Source organism: Neomicrococcus aestuarii (assembly GCF_014201135.1).
In the GTDB taxonomy this organism is placed as follows: Bacteria; Actinomycetota; Actinomycetes; order Actinomycetales; family Micrococcaceae; genus Neomicrococcus; species Neomicrococcus aestuarii.
Map to the genome: position 1 here is coordinate 264,019 of NZ_JACHDR010000001.1, position 21,578 is coordinate 285,596.

General features: G+C 59.8%; 22 protein-coding genes and 1 tRNA gene. 16 read left to right on the forward strand and 7 right to left on the reverse strand.

Annotated elements, in window-relative coordinates:
- Nucleotides 1–45: 45 nt before the first annotated feature.
- Genes HD598_RS01165 through HD598_RS01180 form a run of 4 tightly spaced genes read left to right on the forward strand, consistent with a single transcriptional unit; the run spans nt 46 to nt 3,549 of the window.
- The gene (locus HD598_RS01165; protein WP_183663249.1) at nt 46–1,068 is read left to right on the forward strand and encodes a Bug family tripartite tricarboxylate transporter substrate binding protein; all 1,023 of its coding nucleotides are present in this window, start codon (nt 46–48) and stop codon (nt 1,066–1,068) included.
- Nucleotides 1,065–1,568: a tripartite tricarboxylate transporter TctB family protein gene (locus HD598_RS01170; RefSeq protein ID WP_183663252.1), complete on the forward strand. Its 504-nt coding sequence runs from the start codon at nt 1,065–1,067 to the stop codon at nt 1,566–1,568. Before HD598_RS01165 ends, HD598_RS01170 begins: the two co-directional genes overlap by 4 nt.
- A complete protein-coding gene (locus HD598_RS01175; protein ID WP_183663255.1) occupies nt 1,568–3,163 on the forward strand; it encodes a tripartite tricarboxylate transporter permease in 1,596 nt (531 codons plus the stop codon). Before HD598_RS01170 ends, HD598_RS01175 begins: the two co-directional genes overlap by 1 nt.
- Nucleotides 3,160–3,549 (forward strand): universal stress protein, encoded by a 390-nt coding sequence (locus HD598_RS01180; RefSeq protein WP_071893867.1) that lies wholly within the window; start codon nt 3,160–3,162, stop codon nt 3,547–3,549. Before HD598_RS01175 ends, HD598_RS01180 begins: the two co-directional genes overlap by 4 nt.
- A 105-nt stretch (nt 3,550–3,654) precedes the next feature.
- On the opposite strand, the gene HD598_RS01185 is transcribed toward HD598_RS01180, so the two are convergent.
- Nucleotides 3,655–4,701 (reverse strand): acyltransferase family protein, encoded by a 1,047-nt coding sequence (locus HD598_RS01185; RefSeq protein WP_183663257.1) that lies wholly within the window; start codon nt 4,699–4,701, stop codon nt 3,655–3,657.
- 246 nt (nt 4,702–4,947) lie between these two features.
- Nucleotides 4,948–6,087, reverse strand: coding sequence for an alanine racemase (locus HD598_RS01190; protein ID WP_183663258.1), 1,140 nt, complete (start codon nt 6,085–6,087; stop codon nt 4,948–4,950).
- 200 nt (nt 6,088–6,287) lie between these two features.
- Between HD598_RS01190 and HD598_RS01195 the strand changes: the two genes are divergently transcribed.
- The 6 genes from HD598_RS01195 (at nt 6,288) to HD598_RS01220 (ending at nt 11,700) form a co-directional block, all read left to right on the forward strand.
- Nucleotides 6,288–7,175: a phage holin family protein gene (locus HD598_RS01195; protein WP_183663260.1), complete on the forward strand. Its 888-nt coding sequence runs from the start codon at nt 6,288–6,290 to the stop codon at nt 7,173–7,175.
- 157 nt (nt 7,176–7,332) lie between these two features.
- Nucleotides 7,333–7,992, forward strand: coding sequence for a CDP-alcohol phosphatidyltransferase family protein (locus HD598_RS01200; RefSeq protein ID WP_183663262.1), 660 nt, complete (start codon nt 7,333–7,335; stop codon nt 7,990–7,992).
- Nucleotides 7,992–8,927 carry a DMT family transporter gene (locus HD598_RS01205; RefSeq protein ID WP_311538909.1) on the forward strand — a complete coding sequence of 312 codons (936 nt, stop codon included), beginning with the start codon at nt 7,992–7,994 and terminating at the stop codon, nt 8,925–8,927. Before HD598_RS01200 ends, HD598_RS01205 begins: the two co-directional genes overlap by 1 nt.
- Nucleotides 8,928–9,015: 88 nt before the next feature.
- Complete coding sequence (locus tag HD598_RS01210; protein ID WP_221244567.1) at nt 9,016–10,221, forward strand: glycosyltransferase; 1,206 nt, start codon at nt 9,016–9,018, stop codon at nt 10,219–10,221.
- Between the two features lie 98 nt (nt 10,222–10,319).
- Nucleotides 10,320–10,396 (forward strand) — tRNA-Ile (locus HD598_RS01215).
- A gap of 95 nt (nt 10,397–10,491) precedes the next feature.
- Nucleotides 10,492–11,700 carry a glycosyltransferase gene (locus tag HD598_RS01220; protein WP_311538910.1) on the forward strand — a complete coding sequence of 403 codons (1,209 nt, stop codon included), beginning with the start codon at nt 10,492–10,494 and terminating at the stop codon, nt 11,698–11,700.
- Here HD598_RS01220 and HD598_RS01225 read toward each other — a convergent pair.
- Nucleotides 11,697–12,245 carry a M23 family metallopeptidase gene (locus HD598_RS01225; protein WP_183663267.1) on the reverse strand — a complete coding sequence of 183 codons (549 nt, stop codon included), beginning with the start codon at nt 12,243–12,245 and terminating at the stop codon, nt 11,697–11,699. The two genes, HD598_RS01220 and HD598_RS01225, sit on opposite strands and share 4 nt — an antisense overlap.
- 442 nt (nt 12,246–12,687) lie before the next feature.
- Here HD598_RS01225 and rpsB point away from each other — a divergent pair, with 442 nt between their 5' ends.
- The 6 genes from rpsB (at nt 12,688) to HD598_RS01255 (ending at nt 17,697) form a co-directional block, all read left to right on the forward strand.
- Nucleotides 12,688–13,536, forward strand: a complete 849-nt coding sequence (gene rpsB / locus HD598_RS01230) for a 30S ribosomal protein S2 (RefSeq protein WP_071893861.1) — start codon at nt 12,688–12,690, stop codon at nt 13,534–13,536.
- Between the two features lie 135 nt (nt 13,537–13,671).
- Nucleotides 13,672–14,511: a translation elongation factor Ts gene (gene tsf / locus HD598_RS01235; protein ID WP_183666455.1), complete on the forward strand. Its 840-nt coding sequence runs from the start codon at nt 13,672–13,674 to the stop codon at nt 14,509–14,511.
- A gap of 173 nt (nt 14,512–14,684) precedes the next feature.
- Complete coding sequence (pyrH, locus tag HD598_RS01240; RefSeq protein ID WP_183663268.1) at nt 14,685–15,455, forward strand: UMP kinase; 771 nt, start codon at nt 14,685–14,687, stop codon at nt 15,453–15,455.
- A 59-nt stretch (nt 15,456–15,514) separates the two neighbouring features.
- Nucleotides 15,515–16,072, forward strand: a complete 558-nt coding sequence (gene frr, locus HD598_RS01245; RefSeq protein ID WP_071893859.1) for a ribosome recycling factor — start codon at nt 15,515–15,517, stop codon at nt 16,070–16,072.
- A gap of 74 nt (nt 16,073–16,146) precedes the next feature.
- The gene (locus tag HD598_RS01250; RefSeq protein ID WP_232318114.1) at nt 16,147–16,992 is read left to right on the forward strand and encodes a phosphatidate cytidylyltransferase; all 846 of its coding nucleotides are present in this window, start codon (nt 16,147–16,149) and stop codon (nt 16,990–16,992) included.
- Nucleotides 16,993–17,055: 63 nt separating this feature from the next.
- Nucleotides 17,056–17,697 carry a DivIVA domain-containing protein gene (locus HD598_RS01255; protein ID WP_183663270.1) on the forward strand — a complete coding sequence of 214 codons (642 nt, stop codon included), beginning with the start codon at nt 17,056–17,058 and terminating at the stop codon, nt 17,695–17,697.
- Here HD598_RS01255 and HD598_RS01260 read toward each other — a convergent pair.
- Genes HD598_RS01260 through HD598_RS01275 form a run of 4 tightly spaced genes read right to left on the reverse strand, consistent with a single transcriptional unit; the run spans nt 17,694 to nt 21,497 of the window.
- The gene (locus HD598_RS01260) at nt 17,694–19,172 is read right to left on the reverse strand and encodes a sodium/solute symporter (RefSeq protein WP_183663272.1); all 1,479 of its coding nucleotides are present in this window, start codon (nt 19,170–19,172) and stop codon (nt 17,694–17,696) included. The two genes, HD598_RS01255 and HD598_RS01260, sit on opposite strands and share 4 nt — an antisense overlap.
- Entirely contained in the window at nt 19,169–19,579 is a 411-nt protein-coding gene (locus HD598_RS01265; RefSeq protein WP_221244568.1) for a hypothetical protein, read from the reverse strand. The genes HD598_RS01260 and HD598_RS01265 overlap by 4 nt, the downstream gene beginning before the upstream one ends.
- Complete coding sequence (locus tag HD598_RS01270) at nt 19,576–20,295, reverse strand: LytR/AlgR family response regulator transcription factor (RefSeq protein ID WP_183663274.1); 720 nt, start codon at nt 20,293–20,295, stop codon at nt 19,576–19,578. The genes HD598_RS01265 and HD598_RS01270 overlap by 4 nt, the downstream gene beginning before the upstream one ends.
- A 5-nt stretch (nt 20,296–20,300) precedes the next feature.
- Nucleotides 20,301–21,497 (reverse strand): sensor histidine kinase, encoded by a 1,197-nt coding sequence (locus HD598_RS01275; protein WP_183663275.1) that lies wholly within the window; start codon nt 21,495–21,497, stop codon nt 20,301–20,303.
- Nucleotides 21,498–21,578 lie beyond the last annotated feature (81 nt).

Below are 21,578 nucleotides of genomic sequence, written 5' to 3' on the forward strand. Positions count from 1 at the left end.
GTAGATTTCTTGTGTTCTCTCTCACTTTCCTTGAAAGGAAAAAACATGTTCGCTGGAAAGAAGCTTCGGCTCGCAGCCGTGGCCTCGGCGATGATTCTCGCCGTCACAGGCTGTGGCGTCACTAGCGGAGGCTCAACGCAGAGCTCCGCTAACAACTCCGGTTCCTCCGCTGCTGCTGGACCCGTTACCGACTTGCGCATCATGGTGCCCAACACTGCTGGTGGTGGCTATGACACCACCGCTCGCGTTGCCGCGAAGGTGATGGAAGATGCTGACGTTGCTAAGAACACCGAGGTGTTCAACCTCGCTGGAGCCGGCGGCACTGTGGGCCTTGCTCGCCTTGTCAACGAAAAGGGCAATGGCGATCTCGGCATGCTCATGGGCCTTGGCGTGGTGGGTGCTTCCTACACCAACAAGTCCCCATCGAAGCTGACGGACACCACGCCGATCGCCAAGCTCATTGAAGAGCCAGGCGCCATCATGGTTTCCAAGGATTCCCCGTACAAGACCATCGATGATCTTGTGAAGGCTTGGAAGGCTGATCCTTCCAAGATTTCCGTCGGCGGCGGCTCTTCCGCTGGTGGACCGGACCACTTGCTCCCGATGCAGCTTGCACAGGCTGTTGGCATTGATCCCACCACCGTGAACTACGTGTCCTACGACGGCGGCGGCGACTTGCTTCCTGCCATCTTGGGCAACAAGGTGGGCTTCGCAGCCTCCGGCGCTGGCGAGTACGTGGACCAGATCGAGAAGGGCTCCGTGCGCGTTCTCGCTGTCTCGGGCGACGAGCGACTTGAGGGCATTGACGCACCGACGTTCAAAGAGTCCAACATCGACTTCGAGTTCACTAACTGGCGCGGCGTTGTCCTTCCACCCGAGGTCTCTGATGAGGATCGCCAGAAGTGGATCGACGCACTGACCAAGATGCACGAATCTGACGAGTGGAAGGCCGAGCTCAAGACGCGCGGCTGGACCGACGCCTTCATCACGGGCGATGAATTCAAGACCTTCTTGACCGATCAGGACACCCGCGTTGCGGACGTTCTGAAGGAACTGGGTCTCGGATGACCAACGCAACGACCAGCCTCAAAGGCCGGTCCGAGCTGGGAGTGGCGGCGTTCCTCTTTGTAGTGGGCGCCGTCGTTCTCTGGAACGGTGCCACCATGACGGCACCGTTCTCTCACACCGATCCGGTAGGGCCGCGCGCCTTCCCGTTCATCATTGGCAGTTTGCTTGTGGTGGTCGCGGTCCTACTGGCGATCGATGTGTGGCGCGGCGGACACGGTGAGGCAGAAGACGGCGAGGATGTAGATCTCGCCTCCGGTACCGACTGGAAAACTCTGCTCCCTCTCGTGGGAGCGTTTGTGCTCAACATTTTGCTCATCGACACCCTGGGATGGGTGATTTCTGGAAGCATCCTGTTCTTCTCTAGCGTGTGGGCCCTTGGTGGACGCAGCTACATCCGCATGGCCATCATCTCCATAGTTCTGGCCCTCGTGTCCTTCTATGGTTTCTATCTTGGCCTGGGAATTAAGCTTCCTGCCGGCCTGTTGGGAGGGATTCTCTAATGGATACTTGGGGACTCCTCATGGATGGCTTCGCCACTGCGGCGACGCCCATGAACCTACTTTTCGCGGCGATCGGCGTCATGCTGGGAACCGCTGTTGGCGTGCTGCCCGGTATCGGCCCGGCCATGTCCATTGCACTGCTCCTGCCTGTTACCTACGCGATGGAACCCACGAGCGCGTTCATCATGTTCGCGGGCATCTACTACGGCGGCATGTACGGCGGCTCGACCACCTCCATCTTGCTGAACACCCCGGGTGAATCAGCAACGGTGATTACCGCCCTCGAAGGCCACAAGATGGCAAAGGCCGGCCGCGCTGCTCAAGCGCTGGCCACCGCAGCCATCGGCTCCTTCGTCGCTGGCACCATCGGTACCGCACTGCTGGTGGCGTTCGCTCCACTCGTGGTGCAGTTCGCGGTGAGCCTGGGCTCGCCGAGCTACCTCGCCATCATGCTGTTGGCCCTCGTGGCCGTCACCGCGGTGCTGGGTAAGTCGAAGATTCGCGGTTTCGCGTCTCTGGGTCTGGGCTTGGCCATTGGTCTGATTGGTATTGACCGTGTGACCGGCCAGCAGCGCTTGGTCTTCGGCATCCCATTCCTGAACGACGGCCTGGACATTGTGGTGGTCGCCGTGGCTATCTTCGCGATCGGCGAGGCTCTCTGGATTGCCGCGCACTTGCGCCGCACTCCGCTCAAGACCATTCCTGTGGGCCGTCCGTGGATGGGCAAAGAGGACTGGAAGCGTTCGTGGAAGCCATGGTTGCGCGGCACCGCGTACGGTTTCCCATTCGGCGCTCTTCCTGCCGGTGGCGCTGAGATTCCTACCTTCCTCTCCTACATCACGGAGAAGAAGCTCTCGAAGCACCCTGAAGAATTCGGTCACGGCGCTATTGAAGGTGTTGCTGGTCCGGAGGCTGCAAACAATGCGGCCGCCGCTGGCACGCTGACGCCTATGTTGGCGCTCGGTTTGCCTACGAACGCCACGGCAGCCGTCATGCTGGCCGCCTTCGTGCAGTTCGGCATCCAGCCAGGCCCGTTGCTCTTTGAAAAGGAACCGGACCTGATTTGGGCGCTCATCGCGAGCCTCTTCATCGGCAACACGCTCTTGCTTTTGATCAACTTGCCGCTAGCACCCATGTGGGCCCGCTTGCTGCAGATCCCGCGTCCGTACCTGTACGCCGGCATCTTGTTCTTCGCGACGCTTGGCGCGTACGCGGTGAACCTGCAAACCTTCGACCTCATCATCTTGATTGTGCTTGGCGCGCTGGGCTTCCTGATGCGCCGCTACGGCTTGCCCGTGTTGCCACTCATCATCGGTGTGATTCTTGGCCCCCGCGCTGAAGAGCAATTGCGTAAGTCTTTGCAGTTGAGCTCGGGCGAGGTCAGCGGCTTGTTCAGTGAACCTGTAGCCATAGCGTGCTACGTGATCATTGTCCTGGTGCTGATTGCTCCCATCTTCATCAAGATGTACCGCAAGTCCCACCCGCAGTCCGCGCTCGCTGAGGTCATGGCTGGAGACATTCCAGATGCTGACACCGCAATCGAGACTCGATCAGCTGCTATCAACAAGAACACCCCTGAGGAGGACAACCGATGACCATCGTGGTTGGCTACATTTCATCCGATGAAGGCGAAGCCGCGTTCGAGGCTGCCATTTCTCATGCGAAACTCACGGGGGAGAAGCTGTTGGTGTTGAACACCACGCGTGGCGACCGACTCGTGGATCAGAATTTCGCTCAAGAAGATGAGCTTGCAGAGGTTGCTTCCCGGCTCACCGCCGAGGGCTTGGATCATGAGATCCTGCAACCCCTGCGCGGTCACGATCCGGCCGACGAGATCCTGGAGTTGGCCGGGCGCCGCAACGCGTCACTCATTGTGATCGGCTTGCGCAAGCGCTCACCGGTCGGCAAATTGCTCATGGGCTCCACGGCCCAGCGCATCCTGCTGCAGGCTGAATCCCCGGTGCTGGCCGTCAAGGCTTAGCTTCAGTTACTCCATTACGACGACGCCGCTCACTTCTCGCTTTTTCTTTAGTTCGCAATTCATTGCGGATAAAGGTCAATGCGGAAGGTGGGCGGCGTTTACTTTTTAAGCTTCTGCTTTGTCCACCGTGACGGCTGGTTTGCGTCCCTTGCTAATTCGTCGGTTGAGGGCGCGGCTCAGTCGCACTTCGACGAGCTCGTGGACGGCCCATGCCAACAGCAACACGACCGCTAGAGCCAGAATGCGCGCGGGCCACGGTCCAATGGTGTCGATCGTTTGATCCATGATCGAGTAGCCGATGTTCTGGTGGAGCAGGTACAGCGGGTAGGACACTGCTCCCAGCCAGACCAGCACGGGGTTCCGCAGCACCGGGACGTCCTTCACCACGATGACCCACGCGAAGAGTAACACCAGCCCGCCACACAGCAAGCCGTTTACCCAGTTGGTCATTAGCCCTTCGTTGACGATTACCAGGGCGCCGAGGGGATAGACGACCGGATGCATCTTCCCTGTGGTCGCGTAGAGGTAGAAGTTCATGCCCAAGCCAAATAACGGGGCGTACTGCGCCACGGACGCCAGCACCAACACACGCACCAATGAACTGTCGGTCGCTGCGTAAGCGGCAATCAAGGCCAGTCCGCCGACGGCCCACGCCAACGAGAACCAGTGGACGAACCAGTCTGGGACCTTGCGACGGCAGACCCACAAGGTCAGCGCGATCAGAAGGTAAAAGACCATCTCGCGGGCCAACGACCAGTAGACGCCGTCGAAGTCACGTATCCCCACGAAGCTCTGGAACATTGTGTAGTTAGAGGCAATCTCCCAGAAAGGGCGGAAGAGCCGATCGACTCCGAGGCCGAAGACCACCAGCACGGTCAAGGTCAGCGACACCCAATAGGTTGGGTACAGGCGGATGGCTCGCGCCCGCAAGAATTCACCCGGGTGGCCATACCGGCGGCTGGTCATCAGGATCACGTAGCCACTGATCAAGAAGAAGAGTTGTACGCCGAGCCCGCCGTACGGGAAGGAGACGCCCAGAGGCTCGTGACCAGGAAAGATCTGTTCGAAGACCACCGTGAAGTGGAGCAGGACGACTGCGAGGGCAGCGATACCCCTGAGCCCGTCGAGTTCTCGGAACCGTGTAGAGGACATGCCGCTCCTTCGATCTGCGGGGGAGAAACGAGAGCGGGCGACGGGATATGAACCCGCGTGTCCTGCTTGGGAAGCCGACCCCTGCTCAGCATCCCGGCCCGATAAGGCGTGTCGGACCGCGATTCAATGTACCGCAACCATCACTGCACAACACCAAAACGCACACCACGAGTACCCAGTATTAACGAGGTCCCGCGGCGCCTCATCTCACGGCGGTTCGGACTATGAGTGGTTGCGCCGTGTGCTTTACGTGTTGGCCCCGCGAGCGTTGACGTGCCAGCGTTCCTCGAGGGAGGGCGCGTCCGAGGCGCTCGAGAACGTGAAGAAGTGATCCACGAGGTTCACGGTGTTGCAGACGTGATTGGGAACTAGCCGAAGTCGAGTTCCCAGAGCGAAGGCTGGGTTGTTAGCTTCCTCTTCCGAAGCGACCTCGATGGTCGCGTGGTGCTCGGAGAGTGCCGTGATGCGTGCGTCTGGGAAGTCCAGCACTCGACCATAGCCGGACGCCCACGGCGCTTTGTCTGCACCAAGAATTTTGCTGCCGGCATCCACGATCACGTTCTGGCCGCGTTTGCTCACCACCGTGGCCGCCACCGTGAGAGCGATCTGATCAGGCTGGCATGATCCCATCTCCCACTGTTGCGCATCGTTGAAGACGTACACCCCCGGCCGCATTTCGTTAATCACCGGATCGAGCGATGACTGTTCAGGATTCACGAGCGAAGCCGTGGGGGTGGAGCCGCCGCTGACCACTTTGCAATTCACTCCGGAGGTTAGGAGGGAGTCTCGTGCCAAGGTGAGGGCACGGGCTTCATCCTGAGCGGCTCGTTCACGCGTGCGGTCCAAGCCATAACCGTGCCCGGGGAATGTGAAGACTCCGTCCACCGTCAGGCCCGCGCGCTGAGCCGCAAGCGCCACATCACCGGAGCGCTCCGGGATGAGCCCGGAGCGGTGATGACCAGAATCCACCTCTACTCGTACGCGCAAGCGGTCCTGAAGTTCAGAGCTCAGGTTGATCTCGCGCAGAGCCTCGCCGAGCCGAGTGGCACCTTCGGAGGAATCCACACCCAGGGTGAGCTGCGTCGTCGTACTTAAAAGGGCTGCGATGCGCGCCGCCTTCGCCGCGTCCACCCACAGCGGGTAGGCAATAAAAATATCGAGGAAGCCACCGCGAGCGAAGCTCTCTGCTTCAGAGACGGTCGCAACCGTCAGCCCCACCGCCCCATGCAGGAGCTGAAGCCGAGCAATCTCCCACGATTTATGCGTCTTAGCGTGCGGGCGAAGCTTCACCCCGCGTGCTGCTGCGAAGCGAGCCATGCGCAAACTATTGGCCGTCATCACCGATTTATCGACGGCCAGGAATGGTGTGGGCTGATCGTGGAACATGGCCCAAGCACATCACACCAGCTCACCCAGCGAACAGGTCTGCGACTGAACTTTTCTCCGCGAACCGCAAGAAAATTTGTGATCCTGTGCCATGATCGGCTCAGATTAGCCATTTTTCGTTATTACGAGCGTGTCGAAGTGGTAGTTTTGCTACGTGTGCCGGTCTACCAAAGGGCCGGAAGTTTGAGGAGGACTTACTCATGGCAAACAGCCCAACACGAAAATCGCGATTGGGATTGTCCTTGCTCTCGACGGTCAAAGTTGCTGGACGCCTTGCGCCAAAGCAGCTGATCGACGAAGGGCAGCTCGCTCTTCAGCAAATGAAGAAAAAGGGCGTGCAGGTTGGTATTGCTGGTGCCTTTGGCGCCGTCGCGTTGGTTCTTCTCGCCTTCATGGCCATCGCGCTCATCGTGGCAATCATTGCCGGACTTTCCAACATTTTCCAGCCATGGGCCGCAGCGCTCATTGTGGCTGGCGTATTTCTGATCATCGCTGCGATTCTCGGCGCCATCGCCGCGACTCGCGTGAAAGCAGCACTTCCCTTGGTCCCCGAAGATGCCATCCGTGGCATCAAGTACGACCTCGGCATTCTGAAGGAGGGTTCTTCGTTCGACGCTCGCACGTTGGACAAGGATCCTGCAGAAGAAGCCAAGAAGAAGGCCGCAAAGCAGCGTGAAAAGGCTGCCCAGGCTCACGAGGTCAAGCCTCAAGCACCGTCCTACAACGAGCTCTTGACGCGCGCTAATCGTCGCCGCCAGCACCTGACCGAACTTCGTGACGGTCTGGGCGAAAAGGTCGACGTGAAGTCCCAGTTCGCTGGAACTAAGGCACGCTTTCAAGCAGAACGCGCCGCGCACAAAACCACGGCACCCCAGAACTCTGGACCGTCGGCAGCACAGCGCGCGACCGCACTCGTAGGAACGGCACAAGAGAAGCTTGACCGCGGAATCGTGGCATTCTCTGACACCTCCCAGCCCATCCGCGACGACGCCGCAAAGCTCGTCAAGGATCGCTGGCAGCCGCTAGCAGTCATGGGCGGCTCTCTCGCGGCCATGGCGTACTTCATCAGGAAGCTCGGCGAAAAGTAGTCTCTTCTTCAACTCAGCGGTAATCGCTGGATTGGAAGCGTCAGAGGGCGGATCATCCGAAATGATGATCCGCCCTCTTCGTGCGCTAAATACGCCCTAGAAGCAACTGTTATTTCAATTTCTTGCCTAGAATAGGCCGTAATGGGGGAGGAGGAACATGCGACTGATTGGCGCAGGCACTCAAGACGGATTTGACTACACCGTGACTGACAGATTTTGGACTATTCCAAACATCATCACCGTGGTGCGTTTTCTTTTGGTGCCAGTTTTCGTATACCTCACCGCTTTCGCGGCCGACTATTGGCCGGCAACCATTGTCCTGATAGTCCTGTTCTCCACGGACTGGATAGACGGGTACATCGCGCGGCGTTTCAACATGATCTCAACTGTTGGGATGTGGCTGGATCCTCTCGCGGACCGACTCTCCTTGCTGATTGTCTCGGCAACCTTGGTACTGACCGGCATTGCACCCATGTGGTTGGTCTGGGCCATCCTGATCCCGGATGTGGTGCTCGCACTGAACTCGTGGCTGCTCTTCCGCGGCTCCCCGGATCTCCCCGTGACCGTGATCGGAAAAGTGCGCACGGCCCTGCTGATGATCGCCGTTCCTTTCCTGATGGTGGCGCTCGTTGCCGGTCCTCATCAGCTAACCGTCACCCTCGTCGCGACCCTCTTGCTCGCGGTTGCGTGCATTTTGCACTGGGTGGCCTCGATTGACTACTTCTTCAAAGCGCGGGCTAAGCACCGTGCGCAGGCTATGGCAGCCGCGCCGTCCGCAGCGTCTACCCCGTCCCCAACGCAGGGAGAGCAGAGCTAGTGTCTCCAGAACGTATCGCCATGTTTGTCGCGATCGGCTGCGCGCTGATCGGTGCCGTGTTTCTTGCGCTGGGAGCACAGCAACAATCCAAAGCGGTACGTAAGGGCTCTAAGAGTCTGCGGGTCAGCGGCTCACACTTTGTAGGACTCGTGAAGAATCCGCCGTGGCTCTTTGGCTTGCTCTTGACGGTGATCGGCATGGTGCTGAACATCTACGCCCTCGCGACTGCGCCGTTGACAGTGGTGCAACCTTTGGGGGCGGTGGCTCTGGTGATTACCACCGTGGTCAACGCGAAAGACCAAGGCCACAAGATCAACAAAGAGACCATGTGGGCTATCGCCTTATGCTTGCTGGGATCCGTGGCCTTCGTGCTGCTCGCCTTGCGGGCCACCCGGGAAGTGCACCGGATTTCACAACGCCAAGAACTCACCACCGTGTACATCCTCGCGGCGGTGGTGATTGTCAGCATCATTGTGTGGTTCGTGACCCGTCACCATCACCAGCCGGTCTTCTACATTGTGGCGGCGGGAGTTCTCTTCGGATTCTGCGCGGTCATGGTGCGCACGCTCGCTATTGAAGTCACCGACCCTAACGGCCGCATGTTCGCGAACGTGTCCTGGTGGGAATACGCCGCCATTGCCGTAGCCGGTCTTTTGGGGACATACTTCGTCCAGAATGCTTACTCGAGCGGCCCGCCCGAGCTCGTCATTGCTGGATTGACGGTGATTGACCCGATCGTCGGCATCCTGATTGGCATCATCATTTTGGGTGAACTTGAGGCGAATGTGCCTCTCTGGGTCTCGATATCCATGATCATCGCGGGTCTGGTTGCTATCGTTGGAGTCGCCGCGCTGGCTCGTCATCATCCGGATATTCAACGGCGTCGTCAAGAAGCCGGGCATCATCCGGTGGCTACGATTCGGGCAGAGGATTAGCCCAGCCACTCTCACGGCCCGAGCCGCGCGCACCGTAAACAGTCGTCGGTAGCCTCAGGAGCGCGTACACGTGGTCGCAAAGAAGTCCTTGAAGATTCTCATTGCAGCGGATACGTACCCGCCAGATGTGAATGGGGCGGCGGTTTTTTGCTTCCGGCTCGCCACTGCCATGCATGCGCGTGGCCACGAAATTCACGTGATTGCGGCACGCAACGAGCCCGGCCCCAACACCACGGTGCAGCAGCCCGAAGCCATGGTTCACCGCTTGAAGTCCCACAAGGCGTTCACCCACGAAAGCTACCGCTTGTGCCTGCCGTGGGACGCCACCCGCGACATCGGCAAAATTCTTGATGAAGTGCAGCCTGACGTGGTGCACGTGCAGTGCCACTACATGATTGGCCAGGCCGCCGTGAAGGAAGCCAAGCGCCGCGGCATCCGCGTCATCGCCACCAACCACTTCATGCCTGAGAACCTCGAGCCGTTCTTGCCGTTCCCACAGTTTGTGCTGGACTTCATTTCGAAGAACTCGTGGCGCGACATGGGCAAGATCATGGGCAAGGCCGACGTGGTCACCACCCCCACCCCGCTTGCTGCCAAAGCCATGAAGGACTACGCGCGACTCAACGAAGTCCTCCCGCTCTCAAACGGCATCGATTCGAGCCACTACGAACTCCACGAGGGCGAAGTCATCGAGAAGCCGGACTACCCGGTGGTCCTGTTCGCGGGCCGGCTTGCGGTAGAGAAGAACGTGGATCAGTTGATCGAGGCAATTTCACTTTCTAGGACGACGCCGCAGCCTCGCCTCGTGGTGATTGGCGGCGGTGAGCAGCGCCCCCATTTGGAGAAAAAAGCGGCCGACTTGGGCGTCTCCGATCGCGTGGACTTCCGCGGCCACGTGTCCGACCAAGAGCTCCGCGAAGCGTACTTGGCGTGCGATGTCTTCTGCCAGCCTGGTACCGCCGAGCTGCAGTCGCTTGTGACGCTCGAGGCGCTCTCCGCTTCACGTCCCGTGGTGTTGGCTAACGCCATGGCGCTCCCACACCTCGTGGACAACGGTGAGAACGGCTACTTGTTCGAGCCCGGAAACACGCGGGATCTTGCCGAAAAGATTGACCAAATCTTGGGCAAGAGCCCGGAGGAACGCGCTGCGATGGGCGAAAAGGGCCACCAGAAGGCCGTCCGCCACTCGATGCAGAAAACGCTCGACACCTTCGAGGCTCTCTACCGAGGATCGAGCGCCAAACCGTTCCTCAACGAGGATCCGAACCGCACGAGTGAGCCGGCGTCGTCGTAATACCAGCCGTCATACCACCCGGCAAATGCCTCAAAGCGCACGGTAATTGCCTATAGGATAGAGGTCGCGTCTTGGCGAGAGCGGGGCGTGACCACCTCGGGGAGTTAGCTCAGTTGGTCAGAGCAGAGGACTCATAATCCTTTGGTCGCGGGTTCAAGCCCCGCACTCCCTACCACTTATGGACCCTCTCAATGAGCTCAATGAGAGGGTCCAGCGGACACTCTGGCACATTCGATACGGTGATAGCACCTGCTCCAGAAAAGGATTCACGTGTCCCTTCACATCGTCATCTTTATTGACCAGCACGCGGAGACGCTCGGCGGCATGCAGACCTCCGTGCGATTGCAGAAGAAATTTCTCGAAAAACTCGGGCACCGAGTCACGCTGGTCTCGCCCGGCGTTCGGGGAAATCACGCACCGGATGCCGACACGATCGAGTTGCCGTCACTCCCTGCTGGACCCGGCGAGTATTCGATTGTCCTTCCCAGCGTGCTGACGCGGCGTGCTCTGGACAAAGCCTTGGCAACGTTGCCGCCGGTTGATCTGATTCACGTGCAGGGCGATTTCTGGGCGGCCATCGCCGGGTATCAGCTGGCCGAACAGCGCCGCATCCCCGTAGTTCACACCATGCATAACCGAGTAGATGTTGGCATTGAGGCCACCATGCCAGCACCCGGGCTGGTGGTTCGAGGCCTCGGTGCGTGGCAGAAGGCGACGCTGGGGATTCGCGGGCCCGGAGCGAAGACCGCGTGGGAGTTCTTGGGCAACTTTGCGAAGCGGGCCAACGCCGTCACCGCACCGTCCTCGCATTTCGCGGCGCTGTTGGAAGAACGCGGCGTGTATTCGCCGGTGCGTGTGGTGTCTAACGGTTTAGATGATGACATCGCCAAGGATCTGCTCGCGACTGCGGAGAGTACTGCGTCTGGCACCGAACATCACGGGCGTCCTCGCTTGGTGTGGACGGGCCGGTTCAGTCAGGAAAAGCGGCTGATTCCATTCCTTGAGGCGGTGAAGGTCAGTGGCATCGACGCAGATATCCATATCTTCGGAAACGGCGCGCTCCGCAAACAAGCCGAAACTATCGCGGCTTCGATGCAGCCGGCGACCATCAACTTCCGTGGCTCGGTCCCGTACCCCACCATGCTGGAAGAACTCCAGAAAGCGGATGCGCTCATTCAGACGTCCATTGGGTTTGAGTCTCAGGGCATGGCCGTCTTTGAAGCGGCGGCTCTCGGTACACCGTCCGTGTTGGCGGATCACCGCATCGCGGCCGATCTTCCGGCAGATTGCTTCTGGCTGACCCCTGGCGATGACGTGCCCGGACTGGCACAAGCACTCGCGGTTGCTGTTGACGATATTCGGAACGGTTCCGGCCCTTCGACCGCTGCGTATAATCCGACCAGCTTCTTCCAAAGTGCTAAGACTGATCTGATGCTTGAGGTGTACCGCGAAGCGCTGGGGGAGCGGGCACACGCTTAGTCGCTGACCCACGGCAACAGAATAGATGGCCTGGTATCCACGACGAACAGCATGGGATCCACGTATTCACCGTTGAGGCGAACGCCCCAATGCAAGCACGCATTCGTGCAATGCCCGCCGGTCGAGATGGTTCCCACCGCTTGACCCTGACTGACAGGGTCGCCGACTTTGAGCTCGGAGGAGATCGGCTCAAACGAAGAGACGTATCCGTTGCCGTGATCCAGTGACAGCACTGGGCGGTCCACGACGGTTCCTCGATAGGAGACCCGGCCCGCCGCGGGAGCCGTCGCCACCTCAGGGGTATTGCCTTTGAGGTCGATCCCGCGATGCCCGGGAGACCACTTGAATTCGGGCTGATCGTAGGGTTCCAGAATCACTGGCGTGAGATAGCCCGGTGCCTCAGATGCGGAACCCACCACGGGCAAGGGCCATTTCCATGACCCCGGCGCTTCCGTTGCCGGCGCACTAGACGCAAGCTGCGTCGTCGTCATCCACGATGTCAGCAGGAGCGAAAGAAGTATCAGCGAGCGGGGCAGCAACTGCATTCGGTGGTCCTTTCCTCGTCTTGAACCCGCAGGAATCGGTTGTTTGGAACCATACTTGCGAGCTCAGGAAATCGGCGGGGATCGCACCGCCAAAGTGGGGATAACGACGTGCCGTGGAGCACGTTTCTCGGTGCTGTGAGTGAAGCAGAGCTGTAGTACTATTGGAACAGCAGTTTTCCTTGGATGCACTGTGCCCGCACGGGTTCAATGCGCTAGGGGGCTGACTTCGCGCTAATCGCGAGCAAAGATCAAGAATTCACCTGAAATCTCGATCGATGCAACGCGCCTCCCGTGGTCCGGTTTCCGGAAGGGGTGGAGTGCTCGGTTTTATCGGGGCGGTTAGCTAGGGGTTCTCCACACTGGAGATACCGTCAAACCACTAACACCAGTGCAGTTACCGCGGTTCACAAGAACCGGCCGCTACTGCCGAAAGGAATGCGACATGCCAGTCGTAACTATGCGCCAGCTTCTTGATAGCGGCGTTCACTTCGGTCACCAGACCCGTCGTTGGAACCCGAAGATGAAGCGTTTCATCTTCACCGAGCGCAACGGCATCTACATCATTGACTTGCAGCAGTCGCTGTCCTTCATTGACCGCGCTTACGAGTTCGTGAAGGAAACGGTCGCTCACGGCGGAACCGTTCTCTTCGTCGGCACCAAGAAGCAGGCTCAGGAAGCAATTGCCGAGCAGGCTACCCGCGTGAACCAGCCATACGTCAACCACCGTTGGTTGGGCGGTATGCTCACGAACTTCCAGACCGTTTCCAAGCGCGTTTCCCGCATGAAGGAACTCGAAGAAATCAACTTCGAGGACGTTGCAGGCTCCGGACACACCAAGAAGGAACTGTTGCTTCTCAAGCGCGAGCTCGACAAGTTGCAGGCAAACCTCGGTGGTATCCGCAACCTCACCAAGACGCCTTCCATCATCTGGGTTGTTGACACCAAGAAGGAACACCTCGCGGTTGACGAAGCTAAGAAGCTCGGCATCCCAGTGGTAGCAATCCTTGACACCAACTGCGATCCTGACGAAGTTGACTTCCCAATCCCAGGTAACGATGACGCCATCCGCTCGGTCAACCTGTTGACCCGCGTGATCGCTGACGCTGTTGCTGAAGGCTTGATCGCTCGTCACAACCGCAACTCCAACTCCACCGAGCAGGCCGCTGAGCCACTTGCTGAGTGGGAGCGCGAATTGCTCGAAGGCAAGGCTGCTGAAGAAGCTGCTCCTGCCACCGAAGAGGCCGCACCAGCCGCTGAAGCTCCGGCTGAAGCTGCTGCGGAAGAAAAGTAACCAGCGAAAACCCAACTACCAACCGAACACGCGGACGCGCCACTCACTCGTGATGCGTCCGCGTGTTCGGCACGGCTGAGCTCCTAACAAGGAGCCCAGCCCCACAGTTACTACTTTCAACGAATGGGGTTGAACATGGCCAACTACACGGCAGCAGACATCAAGGAACTTCGCGAGCGCACCGGCGCTGGCATGATGGATGTCAAGAAGGCTCTCGACGAAGCTAATGGCGACGCTGAGAAGGCAATCGAGATCATCCGCATCAAGGGTCTTAAGGGCGCTACCAAGCGCGAAGGCCGTTCGACCGCCGAGGGCCTCGTTGCCGCTCAGGTTGTTGAAGGCAAGATTGGCTACCTCGTAGAGGTTAACTGCGAGACGGACTTCGTTGCTAAGAGCGACAAGTTCATCCAGCTTGCAAACAAGGTTCTTGAAACCGCTGTGGCTTCCGGCTCCGGCGACCTCGAGACCGTTTTGGCAGCTGACGTTGAAGGCAAGAAGCTTGCTGACTACGTGATCGAAGAAGGCGCTGTCTTGGGCGAGAAGATTGTGGTTCGCCGCACCGCTCGCGTTGAAGGTGCAGCTGTTGAGGCTTACCTCCACAAGACCTCCAAGGACCTTCCTGCACAGGTTGGCGTTCTCATCGCTGTAGACGCTGACTCTGCCGCTGCACGCTCCGTTGCACACGACGTTGCTGTGCACACCGCTGCAATGGCTCCTACCTACCTCAGCCGCGAAGAAGTTCCAGCTGACTTGGTTGAGAACGAGCGTCGTATCGCTGAAGAGACCGCTCGCGCCGAGGGCAAGCCGGAAGCTGCAATGACGAAGATCGTTGAAGGCCGTTTGACCGGCTTCTTCAAGGAAGGCGTTCTGGTTGACCAGGCCTTCGCTAAGGATGCCAAGAAGAGCGTTGGCGCTGTTCTTAAGGAAGCAAACGCAAATGCAACCGCATTCGTTCGTTTCCGCGTTGGCGCCTAAGGGTTCCAACACCATAACCGTCCGGAGACACTGAAGAGTCTGATCGATTCAACAGCATCGTCACGGGCAAAAAATATGCAAGAGTTAGGGGTGGTCACGAAAGTGACCGCCCCTTTTCTCTGCGCAGCAGAAGCACGTTTGGCCGCGATTGACGCGGCACGGGAGGAAAACTTATGAGCACGGCAGACACCACCAACACCGACACCACCGCTAACGCACCCCAAGGAAACGAGTCGGAACAGAAGCGTCGCCGCGTTCTCCTAAAGCTTTCCGGAGAAGTTTTTGGCGGCGGCAAGGTGGGCTTGGACACCACGACCGTTCGCAACATCGCAGAACAGATCGCCTCCACCGTGGGCAAGGTTGAAGTGGCCATTGTGGTGGGCGGCGGAAACTTCTTCCGCGGCGCCGAACTCAGCCAGGCCGGCATGGACCGCAGCCGCGCCGACTACATGGGCATGCTCGGCACGGTCATGAACTGCTTGGCTTTGCAGGATTTCTTGGAGCAAGCCGGCGTTGACACCCGTGTGCAGTCCGCGATCTCCATGGCACAGGTTGCTGAGGCGTACATCCCACGCCGCGCCATCCGCCACATGGAAAAGGACCGCGTCGTGATCTTCGGTGCTGGTGCCGGATTGCCATACTTCTCGACGGACACCGTCGCTGCTCAGCGCGCCCTCGAAGTGGGCGCTGACGTGGTGCTCATGGCTAAGAGCGGCGTTGACGGCGTGTACACCGCAGATCCGAAGACCAACCCGGACGCTGAACTCATCGAGAACCTCACGTACGACGAGGCGCTGCAGCGCAACCTTCGCGTGATGGACCAGACCGCGATGACCATGTGCAAGGACAACAAGCTTGAAATGATGGTCTTTGGCATGGAAGGCCAGGGCAACGTCACTCGTGCCATCTTGGGCGAACGCATGGGAACACGCGTCACCGTCTAGGATGAAGTAAGTATTATTTTCAGTAGATTTACGCCCTGGGACGGGCAAAAGGAGACATCGTGATTGAGGAAACCCTCAGCGAAGCCGCTGACAAAATGGAACGCACTATCGAGGCGGCCCGCGAAGATTTCGCATCGGTCCGCACCGGCCGCGCTAACCCCAACCTGTACGCCAAGGTCATGGTGGACTACTACGGTTCCCCGACGCCTTTGCAGCAGTTGGCATCCTTCGCTACCCCTGATGCTCGTACCATCCTCATCACCCCGTATGACACCACGGCTCTTCGCGAAATCGAGAAGGCTTTGGGTGACTCGGAAGTAGGCGCTAACCCGTCTAACGATGGCAAGACCATTCGTATTGTCATGCCGGAACTCACGCAAGAGCGCCGCAAGGAATACGTGAAGGTCGTCAAGGGTAAGGGCGAAGACGCTAAGGTTGCCATCCGTAACCACCGCCGCAAGGCCAAGGAAGCTATCGACAAGCTCGTCAAGGACAGCGAAATCGGTGAAGATGATGGCTCACGTGGTGAGAAGGAACTGGACGCGCTTACGAAGAAGCACGTTGACCAGATCGACGAAATGTTGAAGAAGAAGGAAGCTGAGCTTCTCGAGGTCTAAATATGACCGATCCACAACAGCGCCCCCAGCACCACTCCACAGGTCCCATGGACCTTGTGCACGAGTATGAAGCGATGCGAGATGCTCGCGCCGAACGCGGCCGAGCCTCCAAAGCCGGCCGTGATTTACCAGCCGCCATTCTCGTGGGAGTTTTTCTCCTCGCAGTGGTACTGGTGGGCCTGTTTTGGTTTCCGATAGCTTTCATCATCCTCGTGACCATGTTCGCGATGGTGGGATGTTGGGAGGTGTCACGCGCTTTCCAGCGTTCCAATACTCGCGTTCCCATGAGGCCGCTGGTGCTTGCCGCCGGTGCGCTGCCGGTAGCGGCAGCCCTCGCGGGTCCCGAAGGTTTGGGTTTCGCCACCATTGTGTCCATCACTGTGTTGTTGCTGTGGAACGTGGTGGCCCGGCCGCCGCACTTGTTGCGTTCCCTCATGGCTGGCACGTTCACGGCCCTGTGGGTGCCGCTGATGATCAGCTTCGCGGTGCTGTTGTTCAACGAACAGGACGGCCACCTCAAAGTGGCGACTCTTCTGTTGCTCGTGGTCGCCAATGACACCTTCGGCTACTTGGTGGGTGCGTCCTTCGGAAAGCACCCCATGGCGCCGAAGATCAGCCCGAAGAAATCGTGGGAGGGCTTCGCGGGCAGCGTTGCCGGCGCGATTGTGGTGGGCGTTCTCGCAAGCGTGTTCGTTCTGGACACCCCGTGGTGGTCCGGCCTCCTGTTGGCTGTGGCAACCGTTGCGGCAGCTACCACCGGTGACTTGTCCGAGTCCCTCGTCAAGCGTGAGCTTGGCATCAAGGACATGAGCAACATCCTGCCCGGTCACGGTGGTGTGATGGACCGCCTCGATTCCATTGTTTTCGCATCCCCCGTCGCTTATGTGCTGGCGCTCTTGACGATGCCAGGTTCTATCTAGATCCCATGTGCCTGTGAGGCGTGGGTCTTGCCTCGATGCATGATTTTCGAGAAAGTTGAGTTTGTGAGCACCCAGAATTTCCCTTCAGATCAGGCTTCCCGCCACGCCCAGTTCGGCAAGGTGAGCGGTAGCGAGTACGGCTACGCCGTGGATGAGGTGGACGCGTTCCTTGCGCGTGCGCGGGAGAGCTTCTCCGCGCCCGAGGGCACGGCGGGAATTCTGAGCACACAGGACATTCGTGACATCACGTTCCTCCCGGCGCAGGGCGGCTACGACGCCACCGAGGTGGACGAGGCCCTCGAGCGCCTTGAGGAGGCTTTCGCGGCGCGGAATCAGCGCAAGACCGCGGGTGCAGCGGCCGCGGTGAGCCCAGTTTCTGAGTACGACGACGCAGCTTCCGTCACGCAGGCCGTGACAGAAATACCTACTGACGGGGATCCCGTCGAATTCAGTGCTGCAGTTCAGGGACGCCTTGAGCGGTCCGCGGGGGAGCGCTTCCGCGCACCGAGCGATGACAACGCGAATTCCTACAACGTCGAAGACGTCGACGCACTGTGTGACCGACTGCTGACCGAGCCCGGGGCGTTGACGTCCAGGGCTATTCGGGCTGTCACGTTCCGCGTGACTCGAGGCGCCGAAGGCTACGAAGAAGCTCAGGTTGATGGATTCTTGGAGCGCGTCGCCGAAGAGCTCGACGCCCGCTAGTTCCTACTCCCGAATTCCTCGGGAACGTGGAGTCGACGCATAACGGCGTCCACGGCATCGGATGACGGTCGGCGGCTCTTGCCGACCAAGGAACCGAGCACGGCAGCCGCGAAGGCCGCCGGTACGGACCATACCGCTGGCTGAGACAGAACGCTCACGATTTCGCTATCCCAACCCAGCTCCACGACGGACAGCCCAAGCGGCACCAAACACGTCACAGCACCGGTGACCATGCCGCTAATCGCACCGACACTCGTGAGCCCACGCCACCAGATCCCCAGCAAGAGCACCGGCGCAATGGTGGACGCCGTAAAGGCAAACACTGCCCCCACCGCACCGGCGAGACCAGCCGTTTCTGCCAGCAGCGCCAAGAAGGTGGGGACCGCTACCGCGATGACCGTTCCGGCCCGGAACCCATTGACGGTTCCCTTGAACAAGCCTTGGCTCAGCACTCCTGCCAGAGACACCACCAGCCCCGAGCTCGTGGATAAGAAGGCCGCGAACGCGCCACCCATCACGATTGCCGACAGCACGCTCGCTACCGGGCCAGAAAACACAGCCGAGGGCAGAAGCAGGACGGTAGCATCGGCGTCGTCCGGGGAAAGCCCCGGCAAAAGCCCGCGCCCCAGTGTCCCCAAGGTGACCGGGAAGAGGTAAAAGAAGGAGACGAGCGCCAACACAATCACCGTGGTGCGGCGGGCCGAGGGGCCGTCCGGATTGGTATAGAACCGGACCAGGACGTGCGGCAGGCCGAGCGTCCCGAACAGCAGCGCAATGATGAGGGAGATGGTGCCCAAGAGTCCCATGTCATCGCTCACGGATTCGGGGCCGAAGCCGTCCTGCAGGACCGTCTCGAGGCTGCTGCTGGCGCCGAGGGTTTCCAAGATCATGAAGGTGGGGATCGCGAGCGCGCAAAGCTTGAGCCAGTACTGGAATGCCTGCACGAAGGTGATGGAGCGCATGCCGCCGGCCAGCACGGTCAAGCACACCACCAGCGACACCAGCAGTGCGCCGGACCAGCCAGGCAGGCCCGTGGCGACGCGGAAGGTGAGCGCGGCTCCGTGCAATTGGGGAATGATGTACATCCATCCCACCAACACCACCAGGACGCTCATGCTTGAGCGGACGGCCCGTGAGTTGAAGCGGATCTGCGCGAAGTCGGGCAGGGTGTAGGCGCCGGAGCGGCGCAGGGGAGCGGCCACGAACAGGAGCAGCATCAAGTAGCCGGCGGTGTAACCGATGGGAAACCAGAGCGCATCCTGGCCGGAAAGCACAATGAGCCCGGCGACGCCGAGGAAGCTCGCGGCCGAAAGGTATTCGCCGCCAATCGAGCTGGCGTTCCACCACGGTTTGACCGTGCGGGAGGCCACGTAGAAATCGCTGGTGGTGCGCGAAAAACGCAGTCCATAGCCGGCGATGAGGACGGTGGCGGCGCACACGACGGCGATCGCAATGAGCGATCCTTCCGGCGTCACCGCTTCACCAAGTCGCGGTACATGCGCTCATTCTTGGTGGCGCCGCGTGAAAACAGCACCGCGGCGAACATCAGAATCGGGTACACGCCTACGCCCAGCACCAGCCAGGACAGCGGAATGTGGAACAGCGTGAGCTCCCGGATTTCGGGCCAAAACGCCACGATGAGCGCGATGCCCACCAGAATCACCACAAAGCCGCCGGCCACCATGAGCGCTAGCCGTAGTTGCGCGCGCACGAGGGATCGCACGAAGTAAGCCTCGTCGGCACCGGTTTTTGCTTTCGGTGCGGTCGCGGGGAAGTAGTCAGCGGGTGCCACAACGCGGACGCGGTACGACGGCGCAGCGACAGTCTCCGGGGCACCCTGCGGCTCGGGTGTTGCTTGAGCGTCAGACGGTGGCTGGCTCACGAGGGCCTCACGCGGGTTGCTTCGAGCCGGTCGCGGACGCTCGGCAGCGAGCGACGGCTGACTGGGAGTTCGGCGCCGTTGATCGCGACGGTCGCTTTGCCGTCTCGGATGCGGATGTGGTCTACGTGATCAATCGAAACCAAGAAGGAGCGGTGGATGCGCAGGAATCCGCGAGCAGCCCACTGTTCTTCGAGATCATTCAGGGTGACGCGGACTAAGTATTTTGCGTCCTTGGTGTGGAGCTGGACGTAGTCGCCCTGGGCCTGCACAAAGCGGATCTCGGATCGGGGAATCATTTTGGTGACGCCGCCCTGATCCACGGTTACTAGGTCTGCCCGAGCGGGCGTTGAATCCTCCACAATTTCGGCGATGCGTCGCACGGATTCGTAGAGGCGTTCACGGCGTACGGGCTTGAGGATGTAATCCACGGCTGCGAGTTCGAAAGCCTCGAGCGCTTGAGCTTCATCCGCGGTGACAAAAACGATGACCGGTGGTTTGGCGAAACGGGAAATAACGCGGGCAATATCCAGGCCGGAGAGAGCGGGCATGTGGATGTCCAAGAACATGGCGTCCACTGGGAATTCTTCGAGGGCTTTGAGTGCCGCGGCGCCGCTCGAGGCACGGTGAATTTCTCCGATCCGCGGGTCCTGAGCCAAGAGATAGCTGATCTCTTCAACGGCGGGGATCTCGTCATCGGCGACGATCACATTGATCATGAATATTAGGTTAGCGCCGGAGTGGCTTCAGGGTGGAACTTCGGGATGCGTAACGTGATCAGTGTTCCGTGCCCGGGCGCGGTTTCCACTACCAAACCATGCTGCGGCCCATAGATTTGGCGCAAGCGTACGTCGACGTTGCGAAGGCCCACGTGGATGCCTTCCGTGGTCCCCGCGAGCGTCGCTTTGAGGGATCCTGGATCCATGCCCACACCGTCATCCTCAATGGAAATTTCAGCGAACTCTCCCACATCGTGAGCTGTGATGATGACGGTACCGCCCTCGGGCTTTTTCTCGAGGCCGTGGCGGACGGCGTTCTCCACGAGCGGTTGGATGCTCAAGAACGGAATGACAATCGGCAACACTTCAGGCGCGATGGCCAATTTCACTTTGATGCGCTCGCCAAACCGCGCCTGCTCCAACAACAGGTAGCGGTGGATGGCTTCGAGCTCTTCTTTGAAGGTGGTGAAGTCGCCGTGGCGCCGAAACGAGTAGCGCGTGAAATCGGCGAATTCCACCACCAAATCCCGTGCGCGATCCGGATCCGTGATGATGAAGGACGCGATGGCGTTGAGGGAGTTGTAAATAAAATGCGGGCTGATCTGGGCGCGCAACGCCTTGAGCTCAGCCTCGGTCAGTTTCGCGCGCGACTCGTTCAGCTCAGCCACCGCAATCTGCGAAGCAACCCACGCCGCGGTTTCCGTCACGGCTCGCACCAATCCAGGATCTGCACGGTCAGTTACTGCAATGACAGTTCCCACTAACCGGTCCTGGATCTGGATAGGTGCGCACACGGCGTCGTAATCTCCCTTACGAATCACCCGCGTCCGCCCGCCTTCGAGCGTTTTCTGGGCCAACCCGAAGAGGGCAGCGTCCGTGGAATCTCCCTCGCTCCGCACGCCCACCGGAAAGTCGCCGTCCGTTGCCAGTACCCGCGCGGCATCGGTGATCGCGACGCCTCGGGACCCCAGCAGCGTGCGCAAATGTTTGACCGCTTTCGAGGAACCCTCGCGCGTCAGACCGGCGCGGAAGTACGGTGCGGCAAGGGACACGATGTGCAGGGTCTCAAAGGTGGCGCGGTCGGCGTCGGTGCCAAGATCGCGCTGGGATTTCACCCAGTGATAACCCACCAAGAACACCAGCGCTACGGCGATCGCCACCACGGAAGTGAGCAGGATCGTCTGAAAAGCGGATTCGGGCATGCTTTAGCCTATGCGGCAAACGCCCGTGTTCGCGCGCCGTTCGTCGTCATCAGTGACCACTTAGCGCACACATTGAGCCGT

Excerpts from the sequence above, each read along its gene's own strand:
- HD598_RS01165 (WP_183663249.1), top strand. The coding sequence starts at position 46 with ATGTTCGCTGGAAAGAAGCTTCGGCTCGCAGCCGTGGCCTCGGCGATG.
- HD598_RS01190 (WP_183663258.1), bottom strand. The coding sequence starts at position 6,087 with ATGTTCCACGATCAGCCCACACCATTCCTGGCCGTCGATAAATCGGTG.
- HD598_RS01175 (WP_183663255.1), top strand. The coding sequence starts at position 1,568 with ATGGATACTTGGGGACTCCTCATGGATGGCTTCGCCACTGCGGCGACG.
- HD598_RS01180 (WP_071893867.1), top strand. The coding sequence starts at position 3,160 with ATGACCATCGTGGTTGGCTACATTTCATCCGATGAAGGCGAAGCCGCG.
- HD598_RS01250 (WP_232318114.1), top strand. The coding sequence starts at position 16,147 with ATGCGAGATGCTCGCGCCGAACGCGGCCGAGCCTCCAAAGCCGGCCGT.
- pyrH (WP_183663268.1), top strand. The coding sequence starts at position 14,685 with ATGAGCACGGCAGACACCACCAACACCGACACCACCGCTAACGCACCC.
- HD598_RS01185 (WP_183663257.1), bottom strand. The coding sequence starts at position 4,701 with ATGTCCTCTACACGGTTCCGAGAACTCGACGGGCTCAGGGGTATCGCT.
- HD598_RS01170 (WP_183663252.1), top strand. The coding sequence starts at position 1,065 with ATGACCAACGCAACGACCAGCCTCAAAGGCCGGTCCGAGCTGGGAGTG.
- rpsB (WP_071893861.1), top strand. The coding sequence starts at position 12,688 with ATGCCAGTCGTAACTATGCGCCAGCTTCTTGATAGCGGCGTTCACTTC.
- HD598_RS01200 (WP_183663262.1), top strand. The coding sequence starts at position 7,333 with ATGCGACTGATTGGCGCAGGCACTCAAGACGGATTTGACTACACCGTG.
- HD598_RS01225 (WP_183663267.1), bottom strand. The coding sequence starts at position 12,245 with ATGCAGTTGCTGCCCCGCTCGCTGATACTTCTTTCGCTCCTGCTGACA.
- tsf (WP_183666455.1), top strand. The coding sequence starts at position 13,672 with ATGGCCAACTACACGGCAGCAGACATCAAGGAACTTCGCGAGCGCACC.
- HD598_RS01270 (WP_183663274.1), bottom strand. The coding sequence starts at position 20,295 with ATGATCAATGTGATCGTCGCCGATGACGAGATCCCCGCCGTTGAAGAG.
- HD598_RS01275 (WP_183663275.1), bottom strand. The coding sequence starts at position 21,497 with ATGCCCGAATCCGCTTTTCAGACGATCCTGCTCACTTCCGTGGTGGCG.
- HD598_RS01195 (WP_183663260.1), top strand. The coding sequence starts at position 6,288 with ATGGCAAACAGCCCAACACGAAAATCGCGATTGGGATTGTCCTTGCTC.